Source organism: Burkholderia sp. 4NA327C6 (assembly GCF_005502655.1).
In the GTDB taxonomy this organism is placed as follows: Bacteria; Pseudomonadota; Gammaproteobacteria; order Burkholderiales; family Burkholderiaceae; genus Burkholderia; species Burkholderia contaminans.
Map to the genome: position 1 here is coordinate 108,863 of NZ_SCNZ01000021.1, position 23,170 is coordinate 132,032.

Below are 23,170 nucleotides of genomic sequence, written 5' to 3' on the forward strand. Positions count from 1 at the left end.
AGCGGATCGGCTTCAGGATCGGGGCTGCGTGCGGGGCGGGGCGCGCCGACGAGCACGGACGTCACGGCTGAAACCGGTGCCGCGGCGGGCGCCCGGATGACAGGATCGGCGGTTCGATCGCGCGATGCACGTCGATGTTCGTGACCGCATCGGTTTTGCCGGCGCTGGTCGATGCCGCGATCGCTGGAGTGTTGAGCGTCAGCTCCGGGGTGGGGCTTGAAGCACCGTTTCTCCGCTCAACGTGCAACGCTCAACGTGCCGACGTGCTCGGCCGCGCGACGAAATGCCGGGCCAGCATCGCGGCGACCGGCTTCTTGAAATCGAGCAGCCGCTTTTCGAGATAGCGCCAGGACAGGTGCGCGAGCAGCACGGCGAGCGCGAACTGCAGCAGTTCGGGCAGCGTGTCGCGGACGATTTCAGGTATGCCCACGTGCGCGACGTGCGCGGGCAGTACGCCGAATCGCGCCGGAATCAGGTTGTGGAACAGGTAGAAGCCGTAGCTGATCGTGCCGAGATAGGCGAGCGGCGCCCAGTCGAGCAACGCCACGACCGGATGCTCGGGTTCGCTGACGATCCACAGCAGCAGCGCGCCGAGCGACGCGGACAGGCCGAGATCCGCGAGCCCCGCGATCGTGTCGGGCAAGCTCGTGCATGCAGGCAGCACGAGGAAGAACACGACGCCGGCCGCGCCGAGCCAGCCGGGCGGAATGCGGCGCACGGCGGCCGCACCGCGATCGGCGAGCGCCATCGCGCCGACGCCGCCGAGCGCGATCAGCGCGAAATTCCACGGGGAAAACGCGTAGATCAGCACCGGCGACGCGTCGCACAGGTAGAGCGCGAGATGCGCGAGCGCACACAGTACGATGGCAGCGATGCCGAGCGCGACGTGTCGCGCGGCGGGCACCGCGAGCAGCGCGAGCGGCGCGATCAGATAGAACTGCTGTTCAACCGCGAGGCTCCAGAAGTGCGACGTGGAGCCCGGCCAGCCGTCCTTGACGACACCGATCCAGTAATTCGACAGGAACGCCGCGTGCCACGCGAGCCCGAGATTGACGCCGCGCTGGTAGAACAGCGCATGCGCGATCGCGAGCGCGGCGAGCAGCAGGTAATAGACGGGAAAGATCCGCAGTGCGCGCTTCGCGAGAAACAGCGCGAGCGCGTGGCGGCGCGTCATGGTGCCGCGCTCGACCGCCTCGCGGTTGCGATGCAGCTCGCCGACGATCAGGAATCCGCTGATGAGGAAAAACGTCCACACGCCAAGCTTGCCGACGTCGACGGCAAGGACGTGGCCCTTGTGGGACAGGAAAACGAGGATGACGGCGAGGGCTCGCAGGCCGTCGAGTCCTTTGACGTATCTGGCTTCGCGCATGGAGGCATCCGGGCATTGAGCGAGCCCAGTATAGGTGCGCAAATATCGAACGTAATTCGCATTCGGGTGCCTACGTGAAGGGGTTTTTTGATGCTGGAGCGTCGATGAAATCGGTCGCATGCAAAAAAACCTGCGGGAAACCCCGCGAAAACGCATAAAAGTACTGCACGAAGCGTCAAGGCGCTTGTAGAATCCGGCGTTGAAGCGCGCGCGTTGCACGCTTCGTGTATCCAACGACCACACCTGGTAGGAGAAACATGGCGACTTCCGCAAAAAAGGTGGCCAAGAAGGCTGCCGCACCCGCCACCAAGAAAGTGGCTGCCAAAAAGGCTGCGCCCGCGAAGAAAGTAGTGGCTAAGAAGGTTGTCGCGAAGGCGGCACCGGCCGCTCCGACGCCGCTGAAGGACAAGTTCACGAAGGCATCGCTCGCAACGCACATCGCTGAGCGCGCAGCTGTCGAAGTGAAGGCGGTCAAGGCAGTGCTCGTCGCACTCGAGAACGTCGTGCTGGGCTCGGTCCACAAGAAGGGCGCGGGCGAGTTCACGCTGCCGGGTCTGCTGAAGATCACGGCGCAAGTCGTGCCGGCGAAGAAGAAGCGCTTCGGCAAGGATCCGTTCACGGGCGAAGAGCGCTGGTTCCCGGCGAAGCCGGCCAGCGTGCGCGTGAAGGCACGTGCGCTGAAGAAGCTGAAGGACGCAGCGGCGTAATGCCGCGCAGCGGTTGCCGAATGCATGTCGGCAACCGCTGCGATGTCCGACGATCCCCGTACGCGAAAGCGTACGGGGATTTTTATTGCGCTGCGCAAATCGTGAAGCAAAGAAGCGGCGAAATGGCGGAAGGTCCGGTTCGACGCGTGACGCATGACGGAAGACGCGCCGCGCACGCGCGATGCGAATGTCAATCCTCCGCGCGCTTGCAGCAGATCCGCTGCTACGCGTCGCGCGCGCTCTGCCGATTGCGTGCGCATCGCGAGGCGCGTGCATCGTGACTGAAACCATCCCCGACGAAATCGCAGCCCAGGTCGCTGCCGCGTGCGACACGATCGCGCGGCATCTCGGCGCGACGCTGAAGGCGATCCACCTGTTCGGATCGGCGCTCGACGGCGGACTGAAGCCGCGCAGCGATGTCGACCTGCTGGTGACGGTGTCGGCCCGGCCCGGCGCATCGACGCGGCGCGCATTGATGCTCGACCTGCTCGCCGTGTCGGCGCCGCCCGGTCGCGCCGGCGGCATGCGTGCACTGGAAGCGACCGTCGTTGCGCACGATGAAGTGGTGCCGTGGCGTCATCCGGCGCGTCGCGAACTGCAGTTCGGCGAGTGGCTGCGTCACGACCTCGAGGCCGGCATTGTCGAACCGGCGCTCGTCGATCACGATCTGGCGATCCTGTTGACGAAGGTGCGGCAGCACAGCGTCGTGCTGGCTGGCTTGCCGGCGGCTACGCTGCTCGAGCCGGTGCCGACACGGGATTTTGTCGCCGCGCTGCGGGCGACGGTTGCGCAGTGGAATGCCGAACCGGACTGGCGCGGCGACGAGTGCAACGTGGTGCTCGCGCTCGCGCGCATCTGGTACAGCGCCGCGACCGGCAGGATCGCGCCCAAGGACGTCGCTGCCGCATGGGTGCTGGAGCGTCTGCCGGACACGTACCGGCCGGTTGTAGCGGCGGCGCGCGCCGCCTATCTCGGCGGCGAGGAAGACGCGGCGATCCTGTCGGGCGAACCCCTTGCGGCATTCATCGGCTACGCGCGTCGAACGGCCGAATCGATGCTGTCGACGTAGCGGCGGATGCCGCGCGCGTGGCCGGCCTTGGGGGCGACGCCGATGAAGATCATCGGCATTGGCGTGGCAGTCGCACGCGCATGCGGTCGAGCCGGAAGCCTGCCGGCGACCCGGCGCGTCATCGCGCATGCGCCGTGCGACGTGCTTCGTCAGCCCGCCGTACCCGCGTACGCGGCTTTCAGCGCGGCATCGTCGAGCTTGATCATCTGCATCATCGCGGCGGCCACGCGCGTGGCCTTGACCGTGTCCCGGTCCGACATCATCGGGATCAGCGTTTCCGGAACGATCTGCCACGACACGCCGTAGCGGTCTCGCAGCCAGCCGCAGGCGTCGGCCGTGCCGCCGTTGTCGAGCAGGGCGTTCCAGTAGCGGTCGAGTTCCGCCTGGTCGGCGCAGCTGACCAGCAGCGAGATTGAATGGTTGAACGTGTCGGTGCGCGGGTGGCTCATCGCGAAGAACGGCTGTCCGAACAGCTCGAACTCGACCATCCGCGTGCCGTCGGTGCCGGGCACCGCCGTGACGCGCACGATGCGCGAATCCGGAAAGATGCCAGCATACAAGGCCGCGGCTTCTTCTGCTTGGGTCGAATACCAGAGGAAAGGCGTGATCTTCTGAATCGTCATGACGAGTCTCCTGTCTGTATGGGTGCGGGGCAAACCTGTGCCGCCATCGATACGACGGACGACGCGTGCCGGAATCGACACGCGGTGCAAACGAATCCCGCGTCGGTTCGACCGGGCAGCGCCGGCTGTGCGGATGGTAGTCGCTCGACAGGGAAACCGCGACCTCTGCGGACCTCGGAAACGGTGTTGCGGGCACATTGCAGCCGTCAGGCGCCGCTGCCGGCCACTCACCCTATGTCGGGTCCCGGCTTGGGCGCGGAGGCCCGGCAGGCGGTGTCGGCCTCGCTTGCCGGAGGCGGACGAAAAAAAGCCAGCCGCGGCCGAAACCGGGGCTGGCTTTCCAGGTCGGCGGCAAGGCGTCGGAGACGCCGTGCACACCGGATACTTCGTTTTTAGAACTTGTGACGCAGGCCGAGTGCGACCATTTCCTGGGACTTCGTGCCGGCGTAGCCGTACGAGCCGATCGACGCTTGCGCAGCTTGCGTCGTATTCGCGTCGACGCGTTGCGTGCCGCTTGCGTGCTGGTACGCGCCGACCAGGTAGACGTCCGTGCGCTTCGACAGCGAGTAATCCGCGCCCAGCGAAACCTGATGGTACTTCGCGTCCGTGTCGCCGCTCGCCTTCGTGTACGAGTAGCCCAGACCCAGCAGCAGCGGCGGCGTGACCTGATACGTCGCGAACGCGCGGCCCGTATTGTACTTCTCGGTCGAACCGAAGCCCGACGATGCGTCCGGCTTGTACTGTGCGTTGCTGTAGCCGAGGCCGAGCGTGACCGGGCCGATTGCGTACTGGCCTGCGACTTGTGCGATGCCGATCGACTTCGCCGTCTCGTAACCCGAGTTGATCGGGCCGTCGATGATGTTGTCGGCCGTCGTCGAGGTCCAGCCGGTACGCGGGCCCGAAGCCGGCGTCGGGTTGTTCGCGTAGAAATAGCCGGCGGCGACGCCGATCGGGCCGTTGTTGTAAGCGGCTCCGACCGACCACGTCTGACCCGAGCCCGGCTTCCCAGCCACGCCGCTCAGACCGTACATGCCTTCGAACTGGAAGCCGCCCCAGACCGGCGATGCGTACTTGATCGCGTTGCTGACGCGCAGGCTGTTGTCGTTGTTGTCGACGTCGCCCGGGGTCGCGAAGAAGCTGCCGAAGTAGTTGTCAGCCGTGACAGCCTGAACCAGGTCGACCAGCGGGTCGTACTGGCGGCCCAGCGTCAGCGTGCCGTACTGGTTGCTTTCCAGGCCGACGTAAGCCTGGCGGTTGAAGATCGTGTTGGCTGCGCTCAGCTTGCCCGTGCCCGGGTTGAAGCCGTTTTCGATCTGGAAGATTGCTTTCAGGCCGCCGCCCAGGTCTTCAGCACCCTTCAGGCCCCAGCGGCTGCCTTGCAGGTTGCCCGACAGCATTTGCCACATGTTGTTGCCCTGGCCGTTGTTGCCGTGAACGTAGGCGATCGACGTGTCGATCACGCCGTAGAGCGTCACGCTCGACTGAGCCTGAGCAGCACCAGCGGCGCCCAGCAGGGCGAGCGAGAGGGTCGAGAGAGCAAGTTTCTTCATCGTTGAGTTTCTCCACGCAAGTGATTCATCGTTATTTGTTGCGGATTGGAGAATAGCTCAGTGCCATACACGCAAGAAAGCTTAAAAAATAAAGTGTCTCGAAAAGGTAACAGCGGGAAAAAGTCTATATATATCAAGCACATCAACGACTGTTCCTGTTTTTGAAATAGTTGACAATTGCTGCGCCGCGATTGTTTCAATAGTTGATGCGCGTGTCGGCAGATCCTCTGTTTCAGCCTGTTGCAGCAGGGAAACGAGGGCGTGCAAACGTTTGCGGTTGCAGTGGCGTGCACGCCGACGTATCAAGCGCGCGTTGACGCCGCACGAATGCGCGGCGGACACAGGGGTTGCAAAGGGGCGGGTGGGTATGCCGGGCGCGCGCGATCGATGCGCGCCCGGTTGCAGACGGCGGGTAAATCAGTCGTCGCGCGGGCGATGATCGGCGCGGCCAGGTTGAGCAACGCGAGCGGACGCGGCCGGCGCTGAATCCTCGGCCGGCCGATGCGCGTTGCCGCGGGCTGCCGCGAATTCCGCGCCGAGCAGCAGCACGATCGCGGAGAAGTACAGCCACATCAGCAGGACCGCGAACGATCCGGCCGCGCCGAACGCGCTCGCGGTGCCCGCGTGCGCGAGGTACAGCGCGAACAGCTTCTTGCCGCCGGAGAACAGGATCGCGGACACGATGCCGCCGATCGCGGCGTCGCGCCACGCGACGCGCGCATCGGGCAGGAACTTCATCAACGACGCGAACGCGCCCGCGAGCACGGCGATGCCGACGAAGAACTGCACGAGGTTCGTGACGATCACATACGGCGAATCGCCCAGCAGCCAGGTGCCGACGAACGTGATCGCGGTGTCGAGCACGAGCGACACGATCAGCAGGAACGCGACGCCGAGCACGAGCCCGAACGAGATCAGCCGCACGCGCACGAGCCCGAGCATGCTCGACCAGCGGTTCTCGGTGGCCGGCCAGATCACGCTGAGCGCGGCGCTGAGCGACGCGAAGGTGGCCGACGCGCCGATCGCGAGCGCGGCGAACGAGATCAGGGTTGCCAGGCCGCCGCGCTCGCCCGCGCGGTGCGCGTTCTGCACGATCGTCTGGATGCTGGCCGCCGCGTCGTCGCCGATCAGCTGGTGGGCCTGTTCGAACACCTGGCCGCGCGCGGCATCGTCGCCGTAGAACCAGCCGGCCACGGCGATCACCATCACGAGCATCGGCGCGAGCGAGAACGCGGAGAAAAAGGCGATGCCCGCGGCCATCGCGGAGCAGCGGTCGGACGAGAAGCGCTTGAACGCGGTGAGGGCCCAGTTGGCCTGTTCTTGCGCGAGACGGGTGGCTTCGGAGGTGATCTGTCGTTTCATGACGGGTCGGTGGCGCGCGGAACGCGGATCATCGTTGGTAATCAGACAATTCAGTATTGATCCGAGGATTCGAACATAGTTGCGCGAACTGTCTATAATTCCTTTCAGTTTCCTCACCCCCACAATAACGCCGAGACCAGCCATGCTACAAATGTCCCGGCGCCAGTTCCTGAAGGTGACGGCTACGTCGCTTGCCGGATCGAGTCTAGCCCTGATGGGCTTCTCTCCATCCGAAGCGCTTGCCGAAGTCCGACAGTACAAGCTGGCGCGCACAGTCGAAACGCGCAACACCTGTCCTTACTGTTCAGTAGGTTGCGGCATCCTGATGTACAGCCTCGGAGACGGCGCGAAAAACGCCCAGCCGAGCATCATCCACATCGAAGGCGATCCCGACCATCCCGTCAATCGCGGCACGCTGTGCCCGAAGGGCGCGAGCCTGATCGACTTCATCCACAGCCCGAACCGCCTGACGCACCCCGAGTATCGTGCGCCCGGCTCGGACAAGTGGGAACCGATTTCGTGGAATGACGCGCTCGACCGCATCGCGAAGCTGATGAAGGCCGATCGCGACGCGAACTTCGTCGAGACGGCGGAAGACGGTGCGAAGGTCAACCGATGGCTGACCACCGGCATGCTGGCCGCGTCGGCGGGCAGCAACGAAGTCGGCTACCTGACGCACAAGACCATCCGCAGTCTCGGGATGCTCGCATTCGACAATCAGGCGCGTGTCTGACATGGCCCGACGGTGGCAGGTCTTGCCCCGACGTTTGGCCGTGGAGCGATGACGAACCATTGGGTCGACATCAAGAACGCGGACGTGATTCTCGTGATGGGCGGCAATGCAGCCGAAGCCCATCCGTGCGGTTTCAAGTGGGTAACGGAGGCGAAGGCGCACCGCAAGGCGCGGCTGATCGTCGTCGACCCGCGCTTTACGCGTACGGCCTCGGTGGCCGACTACTACGCGCCGATCCGCACCGGCACCGACATCGTCTTCCTGGGCGGCGTCATCAACTATCTGCTGACGAACGACAAGATCCAGCATGAGTACGTGAAGAACTACACGGACTTCTCGTTCATCGTGCGCGAGGATTTCGCGTTCAACGACGGCATCTATTCCGGCTATGACGCGGAGAAACACGCGTACCCGGACAAGTCGAGCTGGGACTACGAGCGCGGCGACGACGGCTTCGTGAAGGTCGACCCGACGCTGCAGCATCCGCGTTGCGTGTACAACCTGCTGAAGCAGCACTACGCGCGCTATACGCCGGACATGGTCCAGCAGACGTGCGGCACGCCGAAGGAGAAATTCCTGAAGGTGTGCGAGATGCTCGCGACCACGGCCGTTCCCGGCCGCGCCGGCACGGTGCTGTACGCGCTCGGCTGGACGCACCACTCGATCGGCGCGCAGATCATCCGCACCGGCGCGATGGTGCAGCTGCTGCTCGGCAACATCGGCATCGCCGGCGGCGGGATGAACGCGCTGCGCGGGCACTCGAACATCCAGGGGTTGACCGACCTCGGGCTGATGTCGAACCTGCTGCCGGGCTACATGACGCTGCCGATGCAGGCCGAGCAGGATTTCGACGGCTACATCAAGAAGCGTGTGCAACTGCCGCTGCGGCCGAACCAGTTGAGCTACTGGAAGAACTACAAGGCCTTCCACGTGAGCTTCATGAAGTCCTGGTGGGGCGACGCGGCGACCGCCGAGAACAACTGGGGCTACGACTACCTGCCGAAGCTGGACAAGCAGTACGACCTGCTGCAGGTGATCGAGCTGATGAATGCCGGCAAGATGAACGGCTACATCTGCCAGGGCTTCAACCCGCTTGCGGCGTCGCCGTCGAAGGTGAAGACGGCAGCCGGCCTCGCGAAGCTGAAGTGGCTCGTGATCATGGATCCGCTCGCGACCGAAACCTCCGAGTTCTGGAAGCATCACGGCGACTACAACGACGTCGATTCGTCGAAGATCCAGACCGAGGTGTTCCGTCTGCCGACCACGTGCTTCGCGGAGGAAAACGGTTCGCTCGTGAGTTCGAGCCGCGTGCTGCAATGGCACTGGAAGGGCGCGGAGCCGCCGGGCGAGGCGAAGAGCGACCTCGAGATCATGTCGGGGCTGTTCCTGCGCATGCGCAAGATGTACCAGACGGAAGGCGGCAAGTACCCGGATCCGATCGTCAACCTGACCTGGCCGTACGCGAACCCGGAAAGCCCGACGCCCGAAGAGCTCGCGATGGAGTTCAACGGAAAGGCGCTCGCCGATCTGCCCGATCCGAAGGATCCGGCCAAGACGCTCGTGAAGAAGGGCGAGCAGCTGGCCGCGTTCGCGCAGTTGAAGGACGACGGCACGACCGCGAGCGGCTGCTGGATCTTCTGTGGTGCCTGGACGCAGGCCGGCAACCAGATGGGGCGGCGCGACAACTCCGACCCGACCGGCATCGGCCAGACGCTGAACTGGGCGTGGGCGTGGCCGGCGAACCGGCGGATCCTGTACAACCGCGCGTCGTGCGACGTCGCCGGCAAGCCGTTCGACCCGACCCGCAAGCTGATCGGCTGGAACGGCAGCGCGTGGAAGGGGGCCGACATTCCCGACTTCAAGGCGGACGAATCGCCGGAAAACGGGATGGGGCCGTTCATCATGAACCCGGAAGGCGTCGCGCGCTTCTTCGCCCGGGCGGGGATGAACGAAGGTCCGTTCCCCGAGCACTACGAGCCGTTCGAGACGCCGCTCGACGCGAACCCGCTGCACCCGAACAACCCGCAGGCGCTGAACAACCCGGCTGCCCGCGTGTTCCCGGACGACCGCGCGTCGTTCGGCAAGGTGGCGGATTTCCCGCACGTGGCGACGACGTACCGGCTGACCGAGCACTTCCACTACTGGACCAAGCATGCGCGGCTGAACTCGATCATCCAGCCCGAGCAATTCGTCGAGATCGGCGAAGACCTCGCGAAGGAAGTCGGCGTCGCGCATGGCGAGCGCGTGAAGGTGTCGTCCAAGCGCGGCTACATCATCGCGGTCGCCCTCGTCACGAAGCGGATCAAGCCGCTGACGGTCGACGGCAAGAAGGTCCAGACGGTCGGCGTGCCGTTGCACTGGGGCTTCAAGGGTCTGACGAAGCCCGGCTATCTCGCCAATACCCTGACTCCGTCCGTGGGTGACGGCAACTCCTATACACCGGAATTCAAGTCGTTCCTGGTGAAGGTCGAAAAGGCGTAAGGGGAAAGAGATGGCATTGCAATCGCTGGATATCAAGCGCGTCTCGGCCACCACGACGCCACCGCCCACGGTGCGCGAACCGGTGACCGGGAGTGTCGCCAAGCTGATCGACGTATCGAAGTGCATCGGCTGCAAGGCATGCCAGACGGCATGCATGGAGTGGAACGACCTGCGTGACGAGGTCGGCACCAACGTCGGCGTGTACGACAACCCGGCCGACCTGAGCGAGCATTCGTGGACGGTCATGCGGTTCTCCGAATACGAGAACCCGGCCGGTGACCTCGAGTGGCTGATCCGCAAGGACGGCTGCATGCACTGCGAGGATCCGGGCTGCCTGAAGGCGTGTCCGTCCCCGGGCGCGATCGTGCAGTACAACAACGGGATCGTCGATTTCCACGAGGAGAACTGCATCGGTTGCGGCTATTGCGTGACCGGCTGCCCGTTCAACGTTCCGCGGATCTCGAAGAAGGATCATCGCGCGTACAAGTGCACGCTCTGTTCCGACCGCGTCGCGGTCGGCCAGGAACCGGCCTGCGTGAAGACCTGCCCGACGGGCGCGATCGTGTTCGGCACCAAGGAGGACATGAAGCAGCACGCGGCCGAGCGGATCGAGGACCTGAAGGAGCGCGGCTTCGAGCATGCGGGGCTGTACGACCCGCAGGGCGTCGGCGGCACGCACGTGATGTACGTGCTGCACCACGCGGACAAGCCGTCGCTGTACCACGGGCTGCCCGACAACCCGTCGATCAGCCCGATGGTGAAGCTGTGGAAGGGCATCGCGAAGCCGCTCGCGGTGGCCGGCATCGCGCTGACGGCGCTCGCCGGGTTCTTCCACTATGTCCGGGTCGGTCCGAACGAGGTGAGCGACGAAGAGGAAAAGGCCGCGCAAGACGAGGCGCGACGCATCAAGGAGGACGCGAAATGAAACACGACGACCCCAACCTGATCGTCCGCTACTCGGCGAACGAGCGCACGAACCACTGGATCACCGCGATCACGTTCGTGCTGCTCGCGTTGTCCGGGCTCGCGCTGTTTCATCCGTCGATGTTCTGGCTGACCGCGCTGTTCGGCGGCGGCCAGTGGACGCGGATCCTGCATCCGTTCGTCGGCCTCGTGATGTTCGTGTCGTTCGCGATCCTGGTGGTGCGCTTCTGGCATCACAACGCGCTCGACGCGGACGATCGCCAGTGGCTCAAGCAGATCGGCGACGTGCTGACCAACCAGGAAGACAAGCTGCCGCCTGTCGGGCGCTATAACGCCGGGCAGAAGCTGCTATTCTTTACGCTGGTCGCGTGCCTGCTGCTGCTCCTGCTGTCGGGAGTCGTGATCTGGCGGCGCTACTTCTCGTTCTACTTCCCGATCGGGGTGATCCGCGCGGCCGCTGTCGTGCATGCCGTGGCGGCCTTCGTGCTGATCGCGAGCATCATCGTGCACATTTACGCGGCGTTGTGGGTGAAGGGCTCGATCGGCGCGATGGTGCGCGGCACCGTCACGCTGGGCTGGGCTCGCAAGCATCACCCGAAGTGGTTCCGTGAAAGCGTGAAATAACGCACCGGAGCGGGGCGGCTCGCCGATCGCGGCGGGCTGCTCCGTCAGCCGTCGGAACCGCCTGAAGCGCCGACTCGTCGGCGCTTGTTTATTTGGAAGACATATCTGTGACACAACGCATTCTCGAACCGACCGAGATTTCGACACTCGATCATTCGGCCATCCCGCGCTTTCGCCTGCCGGAGCGCGCCACCGCGTTCTCGGCGCGCGCCGCGCGGCTGCGCAAGCTGGCCGACCTGAACCCGATCAGCGGCTACCTGCGGCTGATGGCCACCGTCGCCGATGCGCAGCACGCGACGCTGCAAACGCTCGAACTGCCGCTGCCGTCGAACGAAGCGATCGCGCGTGCGCAGGAGCATTCGATGCCGCTCGTGCCGGCGCTCGACGGCGAGCGCGATGCGCGCTGGCGCGCCGTGCTGTACGAACTGCTCGACCGCGTCGAAGGCGCCGGGCTCGTCAACCCGCAGCTCGCGAAGCTGCTCGACCGGCTGCGCCTGATGGCGCCCGCCGAACTCGACGCGCAAGCCGACGCGATCCTCGCACTGCGTTTCGCCGAAGTCGATCCGGCTACCGCGCCGTTCCTGATGGCCGCGCTGCAGGTCGTCTGGACGGACCTCGCCAGCCGCATTCCGCCGGCCGACGTCCCGTATCTCGACCAGCCGGGCCTGTGCCCCGTGTGCGGCACGCATCCGGTCGCGAGCGTCGTGCGGGTGGGCGGCCAGTACCAGGGCTACCGTTTCCTGCAATGCGGGCTGTGCACGACCGAGTGGCACATGGTGCGCACGAAGTGCTCGCACTGCGATTCGACGAAAGGCATCGCGTATCACGGGATCGAGGGCGGCAGCGAAGCCGTCAAGGCCGAATCGTGCGACGAGTGCAAGACCTATCGCAAGATCGGCTATCAGGACAAGGACTACGAGTTCGAACCGCTGGCGGACGATCTCGCGAGTCTCACGCTCGACCTGCTGATGAACGAAGCCGGCTACCAGCGCAGCTCACCGAATCCGCTGCTGTGGCCGGATGTCTCGCGGGACGCCAATTGACGGCACGGGCCGGCGCGGTGCGCGAGCACCGGCGCCGGCCCGCTGCGAAGCATGAGACTGGAGCCACCACGACGTGACCGAACCCGGTTTGAATGAATTGAATGCCGTGCTGGCGCGCGTACCGTCTGTCGAGCGCGTGCTGTCGTCGGCGCCGCTGCAACCGCTGCTCGCCGACTATGGCCGCACGCGCGTGCTGAACGCCGTGCGTGCCGAGCTCGAGCGCTGGCGTACCGCCGCGCAGCACGATCCGGCTGCGGCCGAGCCGCTCGACGAGCCGCGCATCGCCGCGGCCGTCGCGCATGCGCTGGCCGCGCAGAGCGCGGGCGCGGTGCGCGCCGTGTTCAACCTGACCGGCACCGTGCTGCACACGAACCTCGGGCGCGCGCTGTTGCCCGACGACGCGGTGCGCGCGGTGGTCGACGTGCTGACGCGGCCGGTCAACCTCGAATTCGACCTCGCCACGGGCCGCCGCGGCGATCGCGACGACCTGATCGACGATCTGTTGTGCGAACTGACGGGCGCGGAGGCCGCGACCGTCGTCAACAACAATGCGGCGGCCGTGCTGCTGGCGCTGTCGGCGCTGGCAACGAAGCGGGAAGTCGTCGTGTCGCGCGGCGAGCTGGTCGAGATCGGCGGCGCATTCCGCATCCCCGACATCATGAGCCGCGCGGGCGCCAGGCTGCGCGAAGTCGGCACCACCAACCGCACCCATCTGCGCGACTACGCGGACGCCATCGGCCCGCGCACCGCGCTGCTGATGAAGGTTCACTGCAGCAACTACGCGATCAGCGGCTTCACGAAGGAGGCGACGCTCGCCGAACTCGCGCCGCTCGCACGCGAGCACGGGCTGCCGGTGGCCGTCGATCTCGGCAGCGGCACGCTCGCCGACCTGTCGCAATGGGGTTTGCCGCACGAGACGACCGTGCAGGAAACCGTTGCTGCCGGCGCAAACGTTGTCACGTTCAGCGGCGACAAACTGCTCGGCGGCCCGCAGGCCGGCCTGATCGTCGGCGATCGCGCGCTGATCGCGAAGATCAAGAAGCATCCGCTCAAGCGCGCGCTGCGCGTCGGCAAGCTGACGCTCGCGGCGCTCGAGCCCGTGTTGCGCCTCTACCAGTCGCCCGAGTTCCTGCGTGACCGGCTCACGACGCTGCGGCTGCTGACGCGCCCGCAGCGCGAGATCGCCGAGGCTGCCGAACGCGTGCGTCCGGCGCTGCAGGCCGCGCTCGGCAGCGGTTTCGACGTGACGGTCGAGCCGATGTTCAGCCAGATCGGCAGCGGCGCGTTGCCGATCGACCAGTTGCCGAGCGCCGGGCTCGTCGTGCGCACGGCGGACGGCAAGCGTGGCGGTCGTGCGCTGGCGCAACTCGAGAAACGGCTGCGCGAATGGCCGCGCCCGGTGATCGGGCGCGTGGCCGACAATGCGCTGCGGCTCGACCTGCGCTGCCTCGAAGCCGCCGACGAAGCGGTGTTCGTCGCGCAATGCGTGCCGCTCGCGGGGCCTGCTGCATGATCGTCGGTACCGCCGGACACATCGACCACGGCAAGACGACGCTGGTGCGCGCGCTGACGGGCGTCGACACCGATCGCCTGAAGGAAGAGAAGGCGCGCGGCATCTCGATCGAGCTCGGTTACGCGTATACGCCGCTCGACAACGGCGACGTGCTCGGCCTGATCGACGTGCCGGGCCACGAGAAGCTGATTCATACGATGGCGGCCGGCGCATGCGGGATCGACTTCGCGCTGCTCGTGATTGCAGCCGACGACGGCGTGATGCCGCAGACGCGCGAGCATCTCGCGATCCTGCAGCTGCTGGGCGTCACGCATGGCGCCGTCGCGCTGACGAAATGCGATCGCGTCGACCCTGCGCAGGTGGCCGACGTGCGAGACGAGATCGCCACGTGGCTGAACGACTCGACGCTCGCCGGCGTGCCGATCTTCGAAACGTGTGCGACGGCCGCGGACGATCCGGGCGTCGCCGCGTTGAAACGTTACCTGGCGGATGCGGCGATCGCGTGGCGCGCCCGGCGCGACGACGGGCTGTTCCGGCTCGCGGTCGATCGCGTGTTTACGCTCGCGGGGCAGGGCACCGTCGTGACGGGCACCGCGTTCGCGGGCCGCGTCGCGACCGGCGACACGCTCGCGATCGTGCGTACGGGCGGCGCGGCCCGCGTGCGCAGTATCCATGCGCAGAACCGGCCGGTCGAGGCCGGCCGCGCGGGCGAGCGTTGCGCGCTGAATCTGGCCGGGGTCGACAAGGCCGATGTCGAACGCGGCGATACCGTCGCCGATGCGCGGCTCGTCGCGACGTCGCCGCGTCTGGACGTCGAACTGACGCTGCTCGAGGATGCGGGGCTCACGCTGACGCACTGGGCGCCGCTGCACGTGCATCTCGGCACGCTGCATCGCGTCGCGCATGTCGCGCTGCTCGACGGCGATACGCTCGCGGCCGGCCAGCGGATGCGCGTGCAGCTGGTATTCGACGAGCCGGTGTTTGCGCTGCCGGGCGACCGGTTTATCGTCCGCAATCCGCAGGCGACGCGCACGGTCGGCGGCGGCCGCGTGCTCGATCCGTTCGGGCCGGCACGCAAGCGCCGCACGCCTGCGCGCCGCGCGTGGCTCGATGCGCTCGCGGCGTGGCTCGACGAAGGACGTCTCGATGCGCTGCTTGCGCAGGCGCCGCTCGGCATCCCGCGCGCGATGCTCACGCATCTGACGGGTTTCGCGCCGAACGCGCTGACGTTGCCGGACGATGCGCTGGCGATCGGGCAGCGCGACGCCGCATCGAATGAAGGCGCGGTGATTGCGCATGCGCACTGGCGTGCGCTGCAGACGCGGGCGATCGACACGCTGCGCGCGTATCACGAGCGCATGCCCGACGAGCAGGGGCTCGATGCCGCACGCCTGCGGCGGATGGCTGCACCGCTCGCCGGCGATGCGCTGTGGCGCGCGCTCGTCGATGCGCTGGTGGCCGGCGGCGAAGTCGCGCGAAGCGGGCCGTGGCTGCACCTGGCATCGCATTCGGTGAGCCTGGAGCCGCGCGAGGAAGTGCTGGCGCAGCAACTGCTGCCGCTGCTGCATGCGGGGCGCTTCGATCCGCCGTGGGTGCGCGACCTGGCCCGCGACACGGGCGCAGCCGAGGACGCGGTGCGCGCGTTGCTGCGCAAGCTCGCGCGGCGCGGTGACGTGCACCAGGTCGTGCGCGACCTGTTCTATCATGCGGACGTCGCGCGCGAACTGGCGGCGCTGGTCGCGCATCTCGCGCCGTCGCGCGGCGGCGGGCTCGATGCGGCGACATTCCGCGACGCGACGGGGCTCGGTCGCAAGCGCGCGATCCAGATTCTCGAGTTCTTCGATCGGGTTGGGTATACTCGCTTCCACCGCGATCTTCACTACCTGCGGCCTGACAGCGGTTGGGCGGGTATTCAGGCGTAGGCGCTCGTTGTTCTTCGGTTTCTTTTTCCCACGGAAGGCATTCGTATCCGGTGGTACGGCTGGACTTCAAATCCAGTTGGGGGTGTCAGACACTCCCGGGTAGGTTCGACTCCTGCTGCCTTCCGCCAGTCATGGCTTCCCGCGCATTCCGGCGACTTCCGTCAACGCCCCGCAGATCGATGATTTCGAAGTGATCTTTGGGTAGCGGTGTGCTTGCGGCTTCCACTCGTGTTCCGCACCGACGGGCAGTGGTGGTGTCAGGCATGGAGCCTCCGTGGAAGACAGGAACAAAACCGGAGACACGAGCTTTCGGCGCGCAGGCTCCCCTATTTTTAGGCCGAAACAAGATGGCAGCGGCAGGCAGCCGTGCGGATGCTATCGCCGGCTGGCATCACGCAGTAGCCCGAGGCGCACGAGGCTTTCGGCCGTGGCGACAATGGCGTCCTCGCGTGGACGGGGCGACCAGCCGAGCGAGCGGATGGCCTTCTGGCTGGTAGCGTTCAGATTGCGGCCGAGCAGCGGCAGCGATCCTCGCAGCGCGGGATCCCTGAGTGCGCCGATGCGTACCAGCCAATCGGGTAGCACCCGGGTGGACACACGGCGCGCGGCATCCCCCATGCGCGCTTTGAGCAGTTGCGCGACTTCGGCGAGCCACATGCTTTCGCCGGCGATGGCAATGAAGCGCTCGCCGTTCGCGGCTTCGTGGGTCATGGCGCGCACGTGCAGGTCGGCGACATCGCGCACGTCGACGAAACCGGAATTGATTCGCGGATTGCCCGGCTGGCCGTCCAGCATGCCCCGGATCAGGCGGATGGAGTGCGAATAGTCGTCGCCGAGCACGGGCCCGAGAACCGTCACCGGATTGATCGCGGACAGTTGCATGCCGCGTCCTTCTCGCGCGACGAAATCCCACGCCGCGCGTTCCGACAACGTCTTCGACTTCTGATAAGGCCAGACGTCGGCGGCCGTCAGGTTGCTCCAGTCGGTCTCGTCGAAGGGGCGGCTCATTGGCCCGTGTCCGGCGCAGATCGCACCGAAAGCAGAGGTCAGCACGACGCGTTTTACACCGGCGTCCCGCGCCGCACGCAGCACGCGCAGCGTGCCTGCTACGGCGGGCTTGACCCAATCGTCCTCACGCGTCTGCGTGCCGGTGGGCGTGGGCGACGCGCTATGCACGACGTAGGCGCAGCCGGCGGTTGCCTGTTGCCAGCCGTCGCCAGCGAGGAGATCCGCCGCGACGAATGACAGACGATCTCCGGGTTCTGCGCCGCCTCGTTCGAGCTGGGCGCGGACCTGCGTCTCGCGCGTGAGCGAGCGAACGGTGGTTCGCACCTGATAGCCTCGATTCAGCAGCGCCAGGATGCAGTGTTGTGCAATGAAGCCGGTGCCGCCGGTTACGAGAACCGATTTGAGGCTGGTATTGCTGTTCATGTCGTTGATTGTCGAGGACGAAGAACCGGGAGGTTAAGACCCGGCTCGCGGCTTGTTAATGCTCTATAGTGCGATTTACTTGCGCGACAGTACGATGATGAGTGACGACCCCTTCTCCGACATCCTGAGACTCACGAACGCCGAATCGCTGGCGACGGGAGGCTTCTCCGCCGGCGGCGCTTGGGCCGTTCGATTTCCGGCACCGGACAAGATCAAGTTCTTTGCGGTGGTAAAGGGCGCGTGCTGGGTTTCCATCGACGGAGAAGAAACGCCCATCCGCTTTGGGCGCGGTGACGTCGGGTTGCTGACGGCAAAGCGGTCTTTCGTCCTCGCAAGCGACCCTTGCGTTCCGCCCGTCGACGCGATGGCGTTGTTCTCGGGCGCCGGAAAGTCGGCAGTGAAACTGGGCGATGGCGACGATTTCGCGCAGATCGGCGGACACGTACTGCTCGATCCGGTCACGGGCAGCTTGCTGTCGGACGTTCTGCCGCCATGGATTCACGTGCCGGCCGTCTCGCCGCAGGCCGTGAAGGTCCGCTGGCTTCTCGAGCAACTCGTGGAAGAGCGTGCAGCCGACCTGCCTGGCGCGCAACTCGTATCGGCCCAGCTTTCCCAACTGCTGTTCATTCAGATACTGCGCGCACATCTGAAAACGTCCGCGTCCTTGACGGGATGGCTGCGCGCGTTCGGCAACCCGCGCATCGCCCCCGCATTGCGACTGATGCACGGCGATCCCGCGCGTTCATGGCATCTGGACGAGCTTGCCGCCGCGTGTGCGATGTCGCGGACCACGTTCGCTTCTCACTTCAGGGCGAGCGCCGGTGTCGCGCCGCTGGCCTATCTTGGCGAGTGGCGCATGCGTCTTGCCGAGCGCCGTTTGCGCGACGAGAACATGCCGGTCGCGGTGCTTGCGCAGTCGCTCGGCTACTCGTCCGAAAGCGCATTCAGTCATGCGTTCAAGCGCATGTCCGGGCATTCGCCGAAGGCGTATCGTCATATCGTACGGACTGCTTCTGAAGGCGTGGGCGGAGAGCGGGGCCGCGTTCGCGCGGACGTCGAGGCTACCGGTTCGACGCTGCAGTCGCTTCCATCGGAACCTCGGTGAAATGCGCGAGCGACCCGCGGATCGGATCGCGGGCATGTCCGATTCACGGCCCTCAAGACAGGCGTTGCCCTTCCTTACGCAAGGATCCTGTCAGGTGACGCAACGCGTCCAGCAGTTCGACGGCGGGCGCGGGGAGCACGCCGCCCGACACAGCTGCGTTGTCGCGTGCTCGACTAGTGCATGCCGTTATCTCGCAGCACGTCCCGCGCGGCACGAACGATCGCCTCTACCGTGATGTCGAATTTCTCGTACACGTCGTTGATTTTTCCGGACTCGCCGAAGCTGTGCATGCCGACAAATCGGCCTTTCGGGCCGATGTATCGCTCCCATCCCAGTTCGACCGCGGCCTCGACCGCGACTCTCGCAGGAGACGCGCCCAGCACAGCCTCCTGGTAATCGCGTGGCTGCTCCTCGAAGAGCAGGCGGCACGGCATCGATACAACGGTCGTCGGCACACCTTCCTTCTGCAGGATGTCGCGAGCCTGGACAGCGAGGTGAACCTCCGAGCCTGTCGCGAGCAGCGTGAGTCGGCGCGGTCCGCCATCGGCCTTCCGCAAAATGTAGGCACCACGCGCCGACTCGTTGTCGTTGCCGGGCTCGTTGCGCACGAGCGGGACCGGCTGTCGCGACAATGCGAGGAGCGCAGCCCTGCGGGGCTGTTCGAGAATCAGTTCCCAGCACTCTGCCGCTTCGATTGGATCGGCCGGCCGATACACGGCGAGCTGCGGAATGGCCCGAAGTGCCGCGAGATGTTCGACGGGCTGATGGGTCGGGCCATCTTCTCCGAGGCCGATCGAATCGTGCGTCATCACAAAGATGGATCGCACCCGCATCATCGCGCTCAACCGGATCGCCGGGCGGCAGTAGTCCGAAAAACAAAGGAAGGTACCGCCGTACGGAATCAGGCCGCCATGCAGTGCAATGCCGTTCATTGCCGCGGCCATGCCGTGTTCGCGGACGCCGTAGTGGAGATACGAACCTTTGAACTGGCCAGGCTCGATCGCGATTTGATTCTTCGTCTTCGTATTGTTGGACACCGTAAGATCCGCCGAGCCGCCGAGCAATTCCGGAATCGCGTCAAAGAGACGATCCAGCACTTCGCCGCTGGCCTTGCGGGTGGCCATTTCACTACGACTGGCAATAAACGCCTGCCGTGCCGCGGCAATTGCCTGCTTCCAGTCATCTGGAAGCTTGCCCGCATTGCGCCGCTCGAATTCGGTACGCAGCGCCTGCGGCGCCCGGCCGACGCGTTCTTCCCACGCGAGTCTCGTGTTGCGGCCGCGCGCCCCGATCTCTCGCCATGCCTTCAGCAGGTCATCCGGGATTTCAAACGGCGGCGAATGCCAGTCGAGGGTCTGTCGTGCGCCCGCGATTTCGTCCTCGCCCGGCGCGTCGCTATGTGCGCGCTCGGTCCCGGCCTTCGTCGGAAAGCCGAACCCGATGATCGTCCTGCATGCGATCAAGGTCGGTCTGTCATTCGTTGTTCGAGCGGTCTCGATAGCGCGCCGTATCGCATCCGTGTCGTGACCGTCGATTTCCAGGACGCGCCATCCGGCCGCGTGAAAGCGCTCGATCTCGTTGTCCGAGACCGCGAGGCTGGTGGCGCCGTCGATGGAAATCGAATTGTTGTCCCAAAATGCAATCAGTCTGCCCAACCGGAGGTGGCCGGCCAAGGAGATGGCCTCGTGGCTGATGCCTTCCATCAGGCAACCGTCACCGAGAAATACGTACGTGTAGTGATCGACAAGATCATCGCCGAAGTGCGCATTCATGATGCGCTCGGCCAGCGCCATTCCGACGGATTCCGCTAGGCCTTGTCCGAGGGGGCCGGTCGTCAGTTCGATTCCCTCGGCGTGCGAGTACTCCGGATGGCCCGGCGTCTTGCTGCCGACTTGCCGGAAGCGCTTGATCTCGTCCAGGGTCATGTCGGAATAACCCGTCAGGTAGAGGAGGCTGTAGAGGAGCATCGACGCGTGTCCGTTGGAAAGCACCAGCCGGTCTCGATCGATCCAGTGGGGCGTGGATGCGTCGAATTGCATGAATTCCTTGAACAGGACCGTCGCGACGTCAGCCAATCCCATTGGCGCACCAGGATGACCGCTGTTGGCTTTCTGGACGGCATCCATTGCAAGGAAGCGAATGCAGTTCGCCAGCGCGCGAAGATGTGGGTCTCTTGGGGGCGGCACGGCTTTGGGCGTCGCCCGGGAATGTGCGGTGGGATCACTCATCGGTTCTCCTTTTTTGGCTCGGAAGGATGAGGCCGCGGCGCAATATCCATGCCTTTTCCGGCGCGACTGTCACGTCGGGTGACGACGATCCCAACGTCGCCATGGTGACGTGGGGGCCCTCGAGCGTAGCAGTCGGCGATGGTGTTCAGACGGCTTCGCGTTCCCGTTGTGCCAATCGGATCGCTTTCAATCGTCGAAGTCGATGTCGTTATTTTGTAATGTTCGGGTGAAAGTTTTCATTTTTGTTTTTAATGATTGAAATAATAAACAAAAATATAAATTCACAAATGAAATGTAAATTGAATGCATGTCATGGCGATCGATTCAATCAGTGATATCAATCATCATGAGAAATCGAGTGCTCGGCGTATGATGCATGCTCACGATCGCCCTGAATTCAAATAGTCGGCACACGGCTGGTCTCACGATCCTGCAGCCGCAAATAATCAAAAAGTCGTTTTGCAATGGGCGACCCAGAAATAGAAAAAGCATTTCCAAGCGCATCCACCGTGGTATGTCGCGTGCATCAAGAGAGATGTCCGGTCGCCCGTGAGGTTGTCGTGAGTGCTCAAAGGAGATCGCCGCTCCCGTGACAAAGAAGGGGATGCCCTTTCAATTGTCGACGGGGATCCATATTGAAACTCACCACACGTGAGACAGTCGTGTTGGGCCTGATTTCGCGAGGCCTTACCGACCGTGAAATCGCGGCCGAACTGTCCGTTTCCGTCTATACCGCGCGCAAGCATCGCGAAAATCTCCTCAATAAATTCGGCTTCAGGAAATCGGCGGAGCTGACCATGCGCTATTTCGCTCTTTTTCCTGATGTGCTCAAAAAAACGGTATTCGGCATCGTCCCGACCCGTTCTCGTCGCGCGAACGCGAAATCCTGAATCTGCTTGCCGCCGGCATGAGCGACAAGCAGGTCGCTCGCGCGCTCGGCATCAGCGACCAGACCGCCCGCAAGCATCGCGCGCATCTTCTCGGCAAGACCGGCTCGCCCAACATCTGCGCGCTTCTCCATACGGCCGTGCTGTCCGGCTGGCTCCCCGTTCCCTTTCACGTTACCGAGCCCGGCTCGCCGTAGCGAGACGCGTACCGCATTTGCCGTATGGAACCGGCAGGACCCGACTCGCAGAATCGATCTGCCGATTCGTCCGATGTTTCCGCCGACCCATGCGTACCGGGCCGATGGATGCGTGGACGGCCGGCATGTCGACGGCGCACACGACGCAGGGCCTGCGAGTCGTGCTCCGACTGATTCCTCTTCATTAAGGATTCGAAAATGACTCATGTACACCATGCATTGCCGGGGGTACCGCACGCGGTCTCGGGATATGTTCCGGCTTACGCGACGGCGGTTGCGCAAGGGGAGTTCGCGCCGCAGGGCATCGGCGGCGCGGTCATCGGCACGGCCGCGCCGGTGCTCGGCGAGCTGCTCGGCCGGCTCGGCGGGCTGCTGCCGTTCGCCGCGCAGCCGCAGGCGGCGTTCGCACCGCAAGGCGTGTTCGGCGACATCCTGAAATCGGTCGCGCCGACCGTCGGCACGGTCGCGGGGCAACTGGGTGGGCTGCTGCCGTTCTCGGCTCAACCGCAAGCGGCGCTTGCGCCGCAAGGCATTGGCGGCGCGGTCATCGGCACGGCCGCGCCGGTGCTCGGTGAACTGCTCGGCCGGCTCGGCGGGCTGCTGCCGTTCGCCGCGCAGCCGCAGGCGGCGCTCGCACCGCAAGGCGTATTCGGCGACATCCTGAAGTCGGTCGCGCCGACGGTCGGCACCGTCGCCGGGCAACTGGGTGGACTGCTGCCGTTCTCGGCCCAGCCTCAGGCGGCGTTCGCGCCGCAGGGTATCGGCGGTGCGGTCATCGGCACGGCCGCGCCGGTGCTCGGCGAGTTGCTCGGCCGGCTCGGCGGGTTGCTGCCGTTCTCGGCTCAACCCCAAGCAGCGTTCGCACCGCAGGGTGTATTCGGCGACATCCTGAAGTCGGTCGCGCCGACGGTCGGCACCGTCGCCGGGCAACTGGGTGGACTGCTGCCGTTCTCGGTCCAGCCGCAGGCGGCGTTCGCACCGCAAGGCGTGTTCGGCGACATCCTGAAGTCGGTCGCGCCGACGGTCGGCACCGTCGCCGGGCAACTGGGTGGGTTGCTGCCGTTCTCGGTCCAGCCGCAGGCGGCGTTCGCACCGCAAGGCGTGTTCGGCGACATCCTGAAATCGGTCGCACCGACGGTCGGCACCGTCGCCGGGCAATTGGGCGGGCTGCTGCCGTTCTCGGCTCAGCCGCAGGCGGCGTTCGCGCCGCAAGGCATCGGCGGCGCCGTGATCGGCACCGCCGCGCCGGTACTCGGCGAGCTGCTCGGCCGGCTCGGTGGGCTGCTGCCGTTCGCGGCGATCCCCGCCCAGCCGGCATTCCACTGACCTGTCGCGACAGTAGACCTGCGCCACCCGCGGCCTCCGCGGTGGCGTATCCGATGGACGCGCGTCGCGCAACGAC

The 23,170-nt window shown here is 65.4% G+C and carries 18 protein-coding genes and 1 tRNA gene; 13 read left to right on the top strand and 6 right to left on the bottom strand.

Annotated elements, in window-relative coordinates:
* Nucleotides 1-250: 250 nt before the first annotated feature.
* Nucleotides 251-1,369, bottom strand: coding sequence for an acyltransferase (locus tag FFS49_RS21810; protein WP_039370278.1), 1,119 nt, complete (start codon nucleotides 1,367-1,369; stop codon nucleotides 251-253).
* Nucleotides 1,370-1,626: 257 nt separating this feature from the next.
* On the opposite strand from FFS49_RS21810, the gene FFS49_RS21820 reads away from it, so the two are divergent.
* Complete coding sequence (locus FFS49_RS21820; protein ID WP_011355701.1) at nucleotides 1,627-2,076, top strand: HU family DNA-binding protein; 450 nt, start codon at nucleotides 1,627-1,629, stop codon at nucleotides 2,074-2,076.
* 277 nt (nucleotides 2,077-2,353) lie between these two features.
* On the top strand, nucleotides 2,354-3,145 hold the full coding sequence (locus tag FFS49_RS21825) for an AadA family aminoglycoside 3''-O-nucleotidyltransferase (protein ID WP_105818976.1): 792 nt from the start codon (nucleotides 2,354-2,356) through the stop codon (nucleotides 3,143-3,145).
* 149 nt (nucleotides 3,146-3,294) lie between these two features.
* Here the strand turns inward: FFS49_RS21825 and FFS49_RS21830 are convergent, their stop codons facing one another.
* The 3 genes from FFS49_RS21830 to FFS49_RS21840 form a co-directional block, all read right to left on the bottom strand.
* Complete coding sequence (locus FFS49_RS21830) at nucleotides 3,295-3,768, bottom strand: VOC family protein (RefSeq protein ID WP_105818854.1); 474 nt, start codon at nucleotides 3,766-3,768, stop codon at nucleotides 3,295-3,297.
* A 392-nt stretch (nucleotides 3,769-4,160) separates the two neighbouring features.
* Nucleotides 4,161-5,318: a porin gene (locus tag FFS49_RS21835; protein WP_105818853.1), complete on the bottom strand. Its 1,158-nt coding sequence runs from the start codon at nucleotides 5,316-5,318 to the stop codon at nucleotides 4,161-4,163.
* 417 nt (nucleotides 5,319-5,735) lie between these two features.
* The gene (locus tag FFS49_RS21840; RefSeq protein ID WP_071333651.1) at nucleotides 5,736-6,680 is read right to left on the bottom strand and encodes a YihY/virulence factor BrkB family protein; all 945 of its coding nucleotides are present in this window, start codon (nucleotides 6,678-6,680) and stop codon (nucleotides 5,736-5,738) included.
* A 142-nt stretch (nucleotides 6,681-6,822) separates the two neighbouring features.
* On the opposite strand from FFS49_RS21840, the gene fdnG reads away from it, so the two are divergent.
* The 7 genes from fdnG (at nucleotide 6,823) to FFS49_RS21875 (ending at nucleotide 16,048) form a co-directional block, all read left to right on the top strand.
* On the top strand, nucleotides 6,823-9,894 hold the full coding sequence (fdnG, locus tag FFS49_RS21845; RefSeq protein WP_083417626.1) for a formate dehydrogenase-N subunit alpha: 3,072 nt from the start codon (nucleotides 6,823-6,825) through the stop codon (nucleotides 9,892-9,894).
* A 10-nt stretch (nucleotides 9,895-9,904) separates the two neighbouring features.
* Nucleotides 9,905-10,819, top strand: a complete 915-nt coding sequence (fdxH, locus tag FFS49_RS21850) for a formate dehydrogenase subunit beta (protein WP_039370264.1) — start codon at nucleotides 9,905-9,907, stop codon at nucleotides 10,817-10,819.
* Nucleotides 10,816-11,442, top strand: a complete 627-nt coding sequence (locus FFS49_RS21855) for a formate dehydrogenase subunit gamma (protein ID WP_039370262.1) — start codon at nucleotides 10,816-10,818, stop codon at nucleotides 11,440-11,442. Before fdxH ends, FFS49_RS21855 begins: the two co-directional genes overlap by 4 nt.
* Before the next feature lie 107 nt (nucleotides 11,443-11,549).
* A complete protein-coding gene (gene fdhE / locus FFS49_RS21860; RefSeq protein WP_171026812.1) occupies nucleotides 11,550-12,485 on the top strand; it encodes a formate dehydrogenase accessory protein FdhE in 936 nt (311 codons plus the stop codon).
* 73 nt (nucleotides 12,486-12,558) lie between these two features.
* On the top strand, nucleotides 12,559-13,998 hold the full coding sequence (selA, locus tag FFS49_RS21865) for an L-seryl-tRNA(Sec) selenium transferase (RefSeq protein ID WP_105818851.1): 1,440 nt from the start codon (nucleotides 12,559-12,561) through the stop codon (nucleotides 13,996-13,998).
* Nucleotides 13,995-15,920, top strand: a complete 1,926-nt coding sequence (gene selB / locus FFS49_RS21870) for a selenocysteine-specific translation elongation factor (protein ID WP_105818850.1) — start codon at nucleotides 13,995-13,997, stop codon at nucleotides 15,918-15,920. Before selA ends, selB begins: the two co-directional genes overlap by 4 nt.
* 32 nt (nucleotides 15,921-15,952) lie before the next feature.
* Nucleotides 15,953-16,048 (top strand) — tRNA-Sec (locus tag FFS49_RS21875).
* Between the two features lie 247 nt (nucleotides 16,049-16,295).
* Here the strand turns inward: FFS49_RS21875 and FFS49_RS21880 are convergent.
* Nucleotides 16,296-17,351 (bottom strand): aldehyde reductase, encoded by a 1,056-nt coding sequence (locus FFS49_RS21880; RefSeq protein WP_105818849.1) that lies wholly within the window; start codon nucleotides 17,349-17,351, stop codon nucleotides 16,296-16,298.
* Between the two features lie 58 nt (nucleotides 17,352-17,409).
* Between FFS49_RS21880 and FFS49_RS21885 the strand changes: the two genes are divergently transcribed.
* Nucleotides 17,410-18,456, top strand: coding sequence for an AraC family transcriptional regulator (locus FFS49_RS21885; RefSeq protein WP_105818848.1), 1,047 nt, complete (start codon nucleotides 17,410-17,412; stop codon nucleotides 18,454-18,456).
* Nucleotides 18,457-18,629: 173 nt separating this feature from the next.
* Here the strand turns inward: FFS49_RS21885 and tkt are convergent, their stop codons facing one another.
* Complete coding sequence (gene tkt / locus FFS49_RS21890; protein WP_105818847.1) at nucleotides 18,630-20,684, bottom strand: transketolase; 2,055 nt, start codon at nucleotides 20,682-20,684, stop codon at nucleotides 18,630-18,632.
* Between the two features lie 635 nt (nucleotides 20,685-21,319).
* Between tkt and FFS49_RS21895 the strand changes: the two genes are divergently transcribed.
* The 3 genes from FFS49_RS21895 (at nucleotide 21,320) to FFS49_RS21905 (ending at nucleotide 23,094) form a co-directional block, all read left to right on the top strand.
* Nucleotides 21,320-21,574 (top strand): LuxR C-terminal-related transcriptional regulator, encoded by a 255-nt coding sequence (locus FFS49_RS21895; protein WP_220497290.1) that lies wholly within the window; start codon nucleotides 21,320-21,322, stop codon nucleotides 21,572-21,574.
* A gap of 17 nt (nucleotides 21,575-21,591) precedes the next feature.
* Nucleotides 21,592-21,768: a hypothetical protein gene (locus FFS49_RS21900; protein WP_232352778.1), complete on the top strand. Its 177-nt coding sequence runs from the start codon at nucleotides 21,592-21,594 to the stop codon at nucleotides 21,766-21,768.
* 198 nt (nucleotides 21,769-21,966) lie between these two features.
* Nucleotides 21,967-23,094, top strand: a complete 1,128-nt coding sequence (locus tag FFS49_RS21905) for a hypothetical protein (RefSeq protein WP_137909898.1) — start codon at nucleotides 21,967-21,969, stop codon at nucleotides 23,092-23,094.
* Nucleotides 23,095-23,170 lie beyond the last annotated feature (76 nt).

Excerpts from the sequence above, each read along its gene's own strand:
- FFS49_RS21855 (WP_039370262.1), top strand. The coding sequence starts at position 10,816 with ATGAAACACGACGACCCCAACCTGATCGTCCGCTACTCGGCGAACGAG.
- FFS49_RS21905 (WP_137909898.1), top strand. The coding sequence starts at position 21,967 with ATGACTCATGTACACCATGCATTGCCGGGGGTACCGCACGCGGTCTCG.
- FFS49_RS21820 (WP_011355701.1), top strand. The coding sequence starts at position 1,627 with ATGGCGACTTCCGCAAAAAAGGTGGCCAAGAAGGCTGCCGCACCCGCC.
- FFS49_RS21900 (WP_232352778.1), top strand. The coding sequence starts at position 21,592 with ATGAGCGACAAGCAGGTCGCTCGCGCGCTCGGCATCAGCGACCAGACC.
- FFS49_RS21835 (WP_105818853.1), bottom strand. The coding sequence starts at position 5,318 with ATGAAGAAACTTGCTCTCTCGACCCTCTCGCTCGCCCTGCTGGGCGCC.
- selB (WP_105818850.1), top strand. The coding sequence starts at position 13,995 with ATGATCGTCGGTACCGCCGGACACATCGACCACGGCAAGACGACGCTG.
- fdxH (WP_039370264.1), top strand. The coding sequence starts at position 9,905 with ATGGCATTGCAATCGCTGGATATCAAGCGCGTCTCGGCCACCACGACG.
- FFS49_RS21880 (WP_105818849.1), bottom strand. The coding sequence starts at position 17,351 with ATGAACAGCAATACCAGCCTCAAATCGGTTCTCGTAACCGGCGGCACC.
- FFS49_RS21840 (WP_071333651.1), bottom strand. The coding sequence starts at position 6,680 with ATGAAACGACAGATCACCTCCGAAGCCACCCGTCTCGCGCAAGAACAG.
- FFS49_RS21830 (WP_105818854.1), bottom strand. The coding sequence starts at position 3,768 with ATGACGATTCAGAAGATCACGCCTTTCCTCTGGTATTCGACCCAAGCA.
- FFS49_RS21810 (WP_039370278.1), bottom strand. The coding sequence starts at position 1,369 with ATGCGCGAAGCCAGATACGTCAAAGGACTCGACGGCCTGCGAGCCCTC.
- tkt (WP_105818847.1), bottom strand. The coding sequence starts at position 20,684 with ATGAGTGATCCCACCGCACATTCCCGGGCGACGCCCAAAGCCGTGCCG.
- FFS49_RS21885 (WP_105818848.1), top strand. The coding sequence starts at position 17,410 with ATGCTCTATAGTGCGATTTACTTGCGCGACAGTACGATGATGAGTGAC.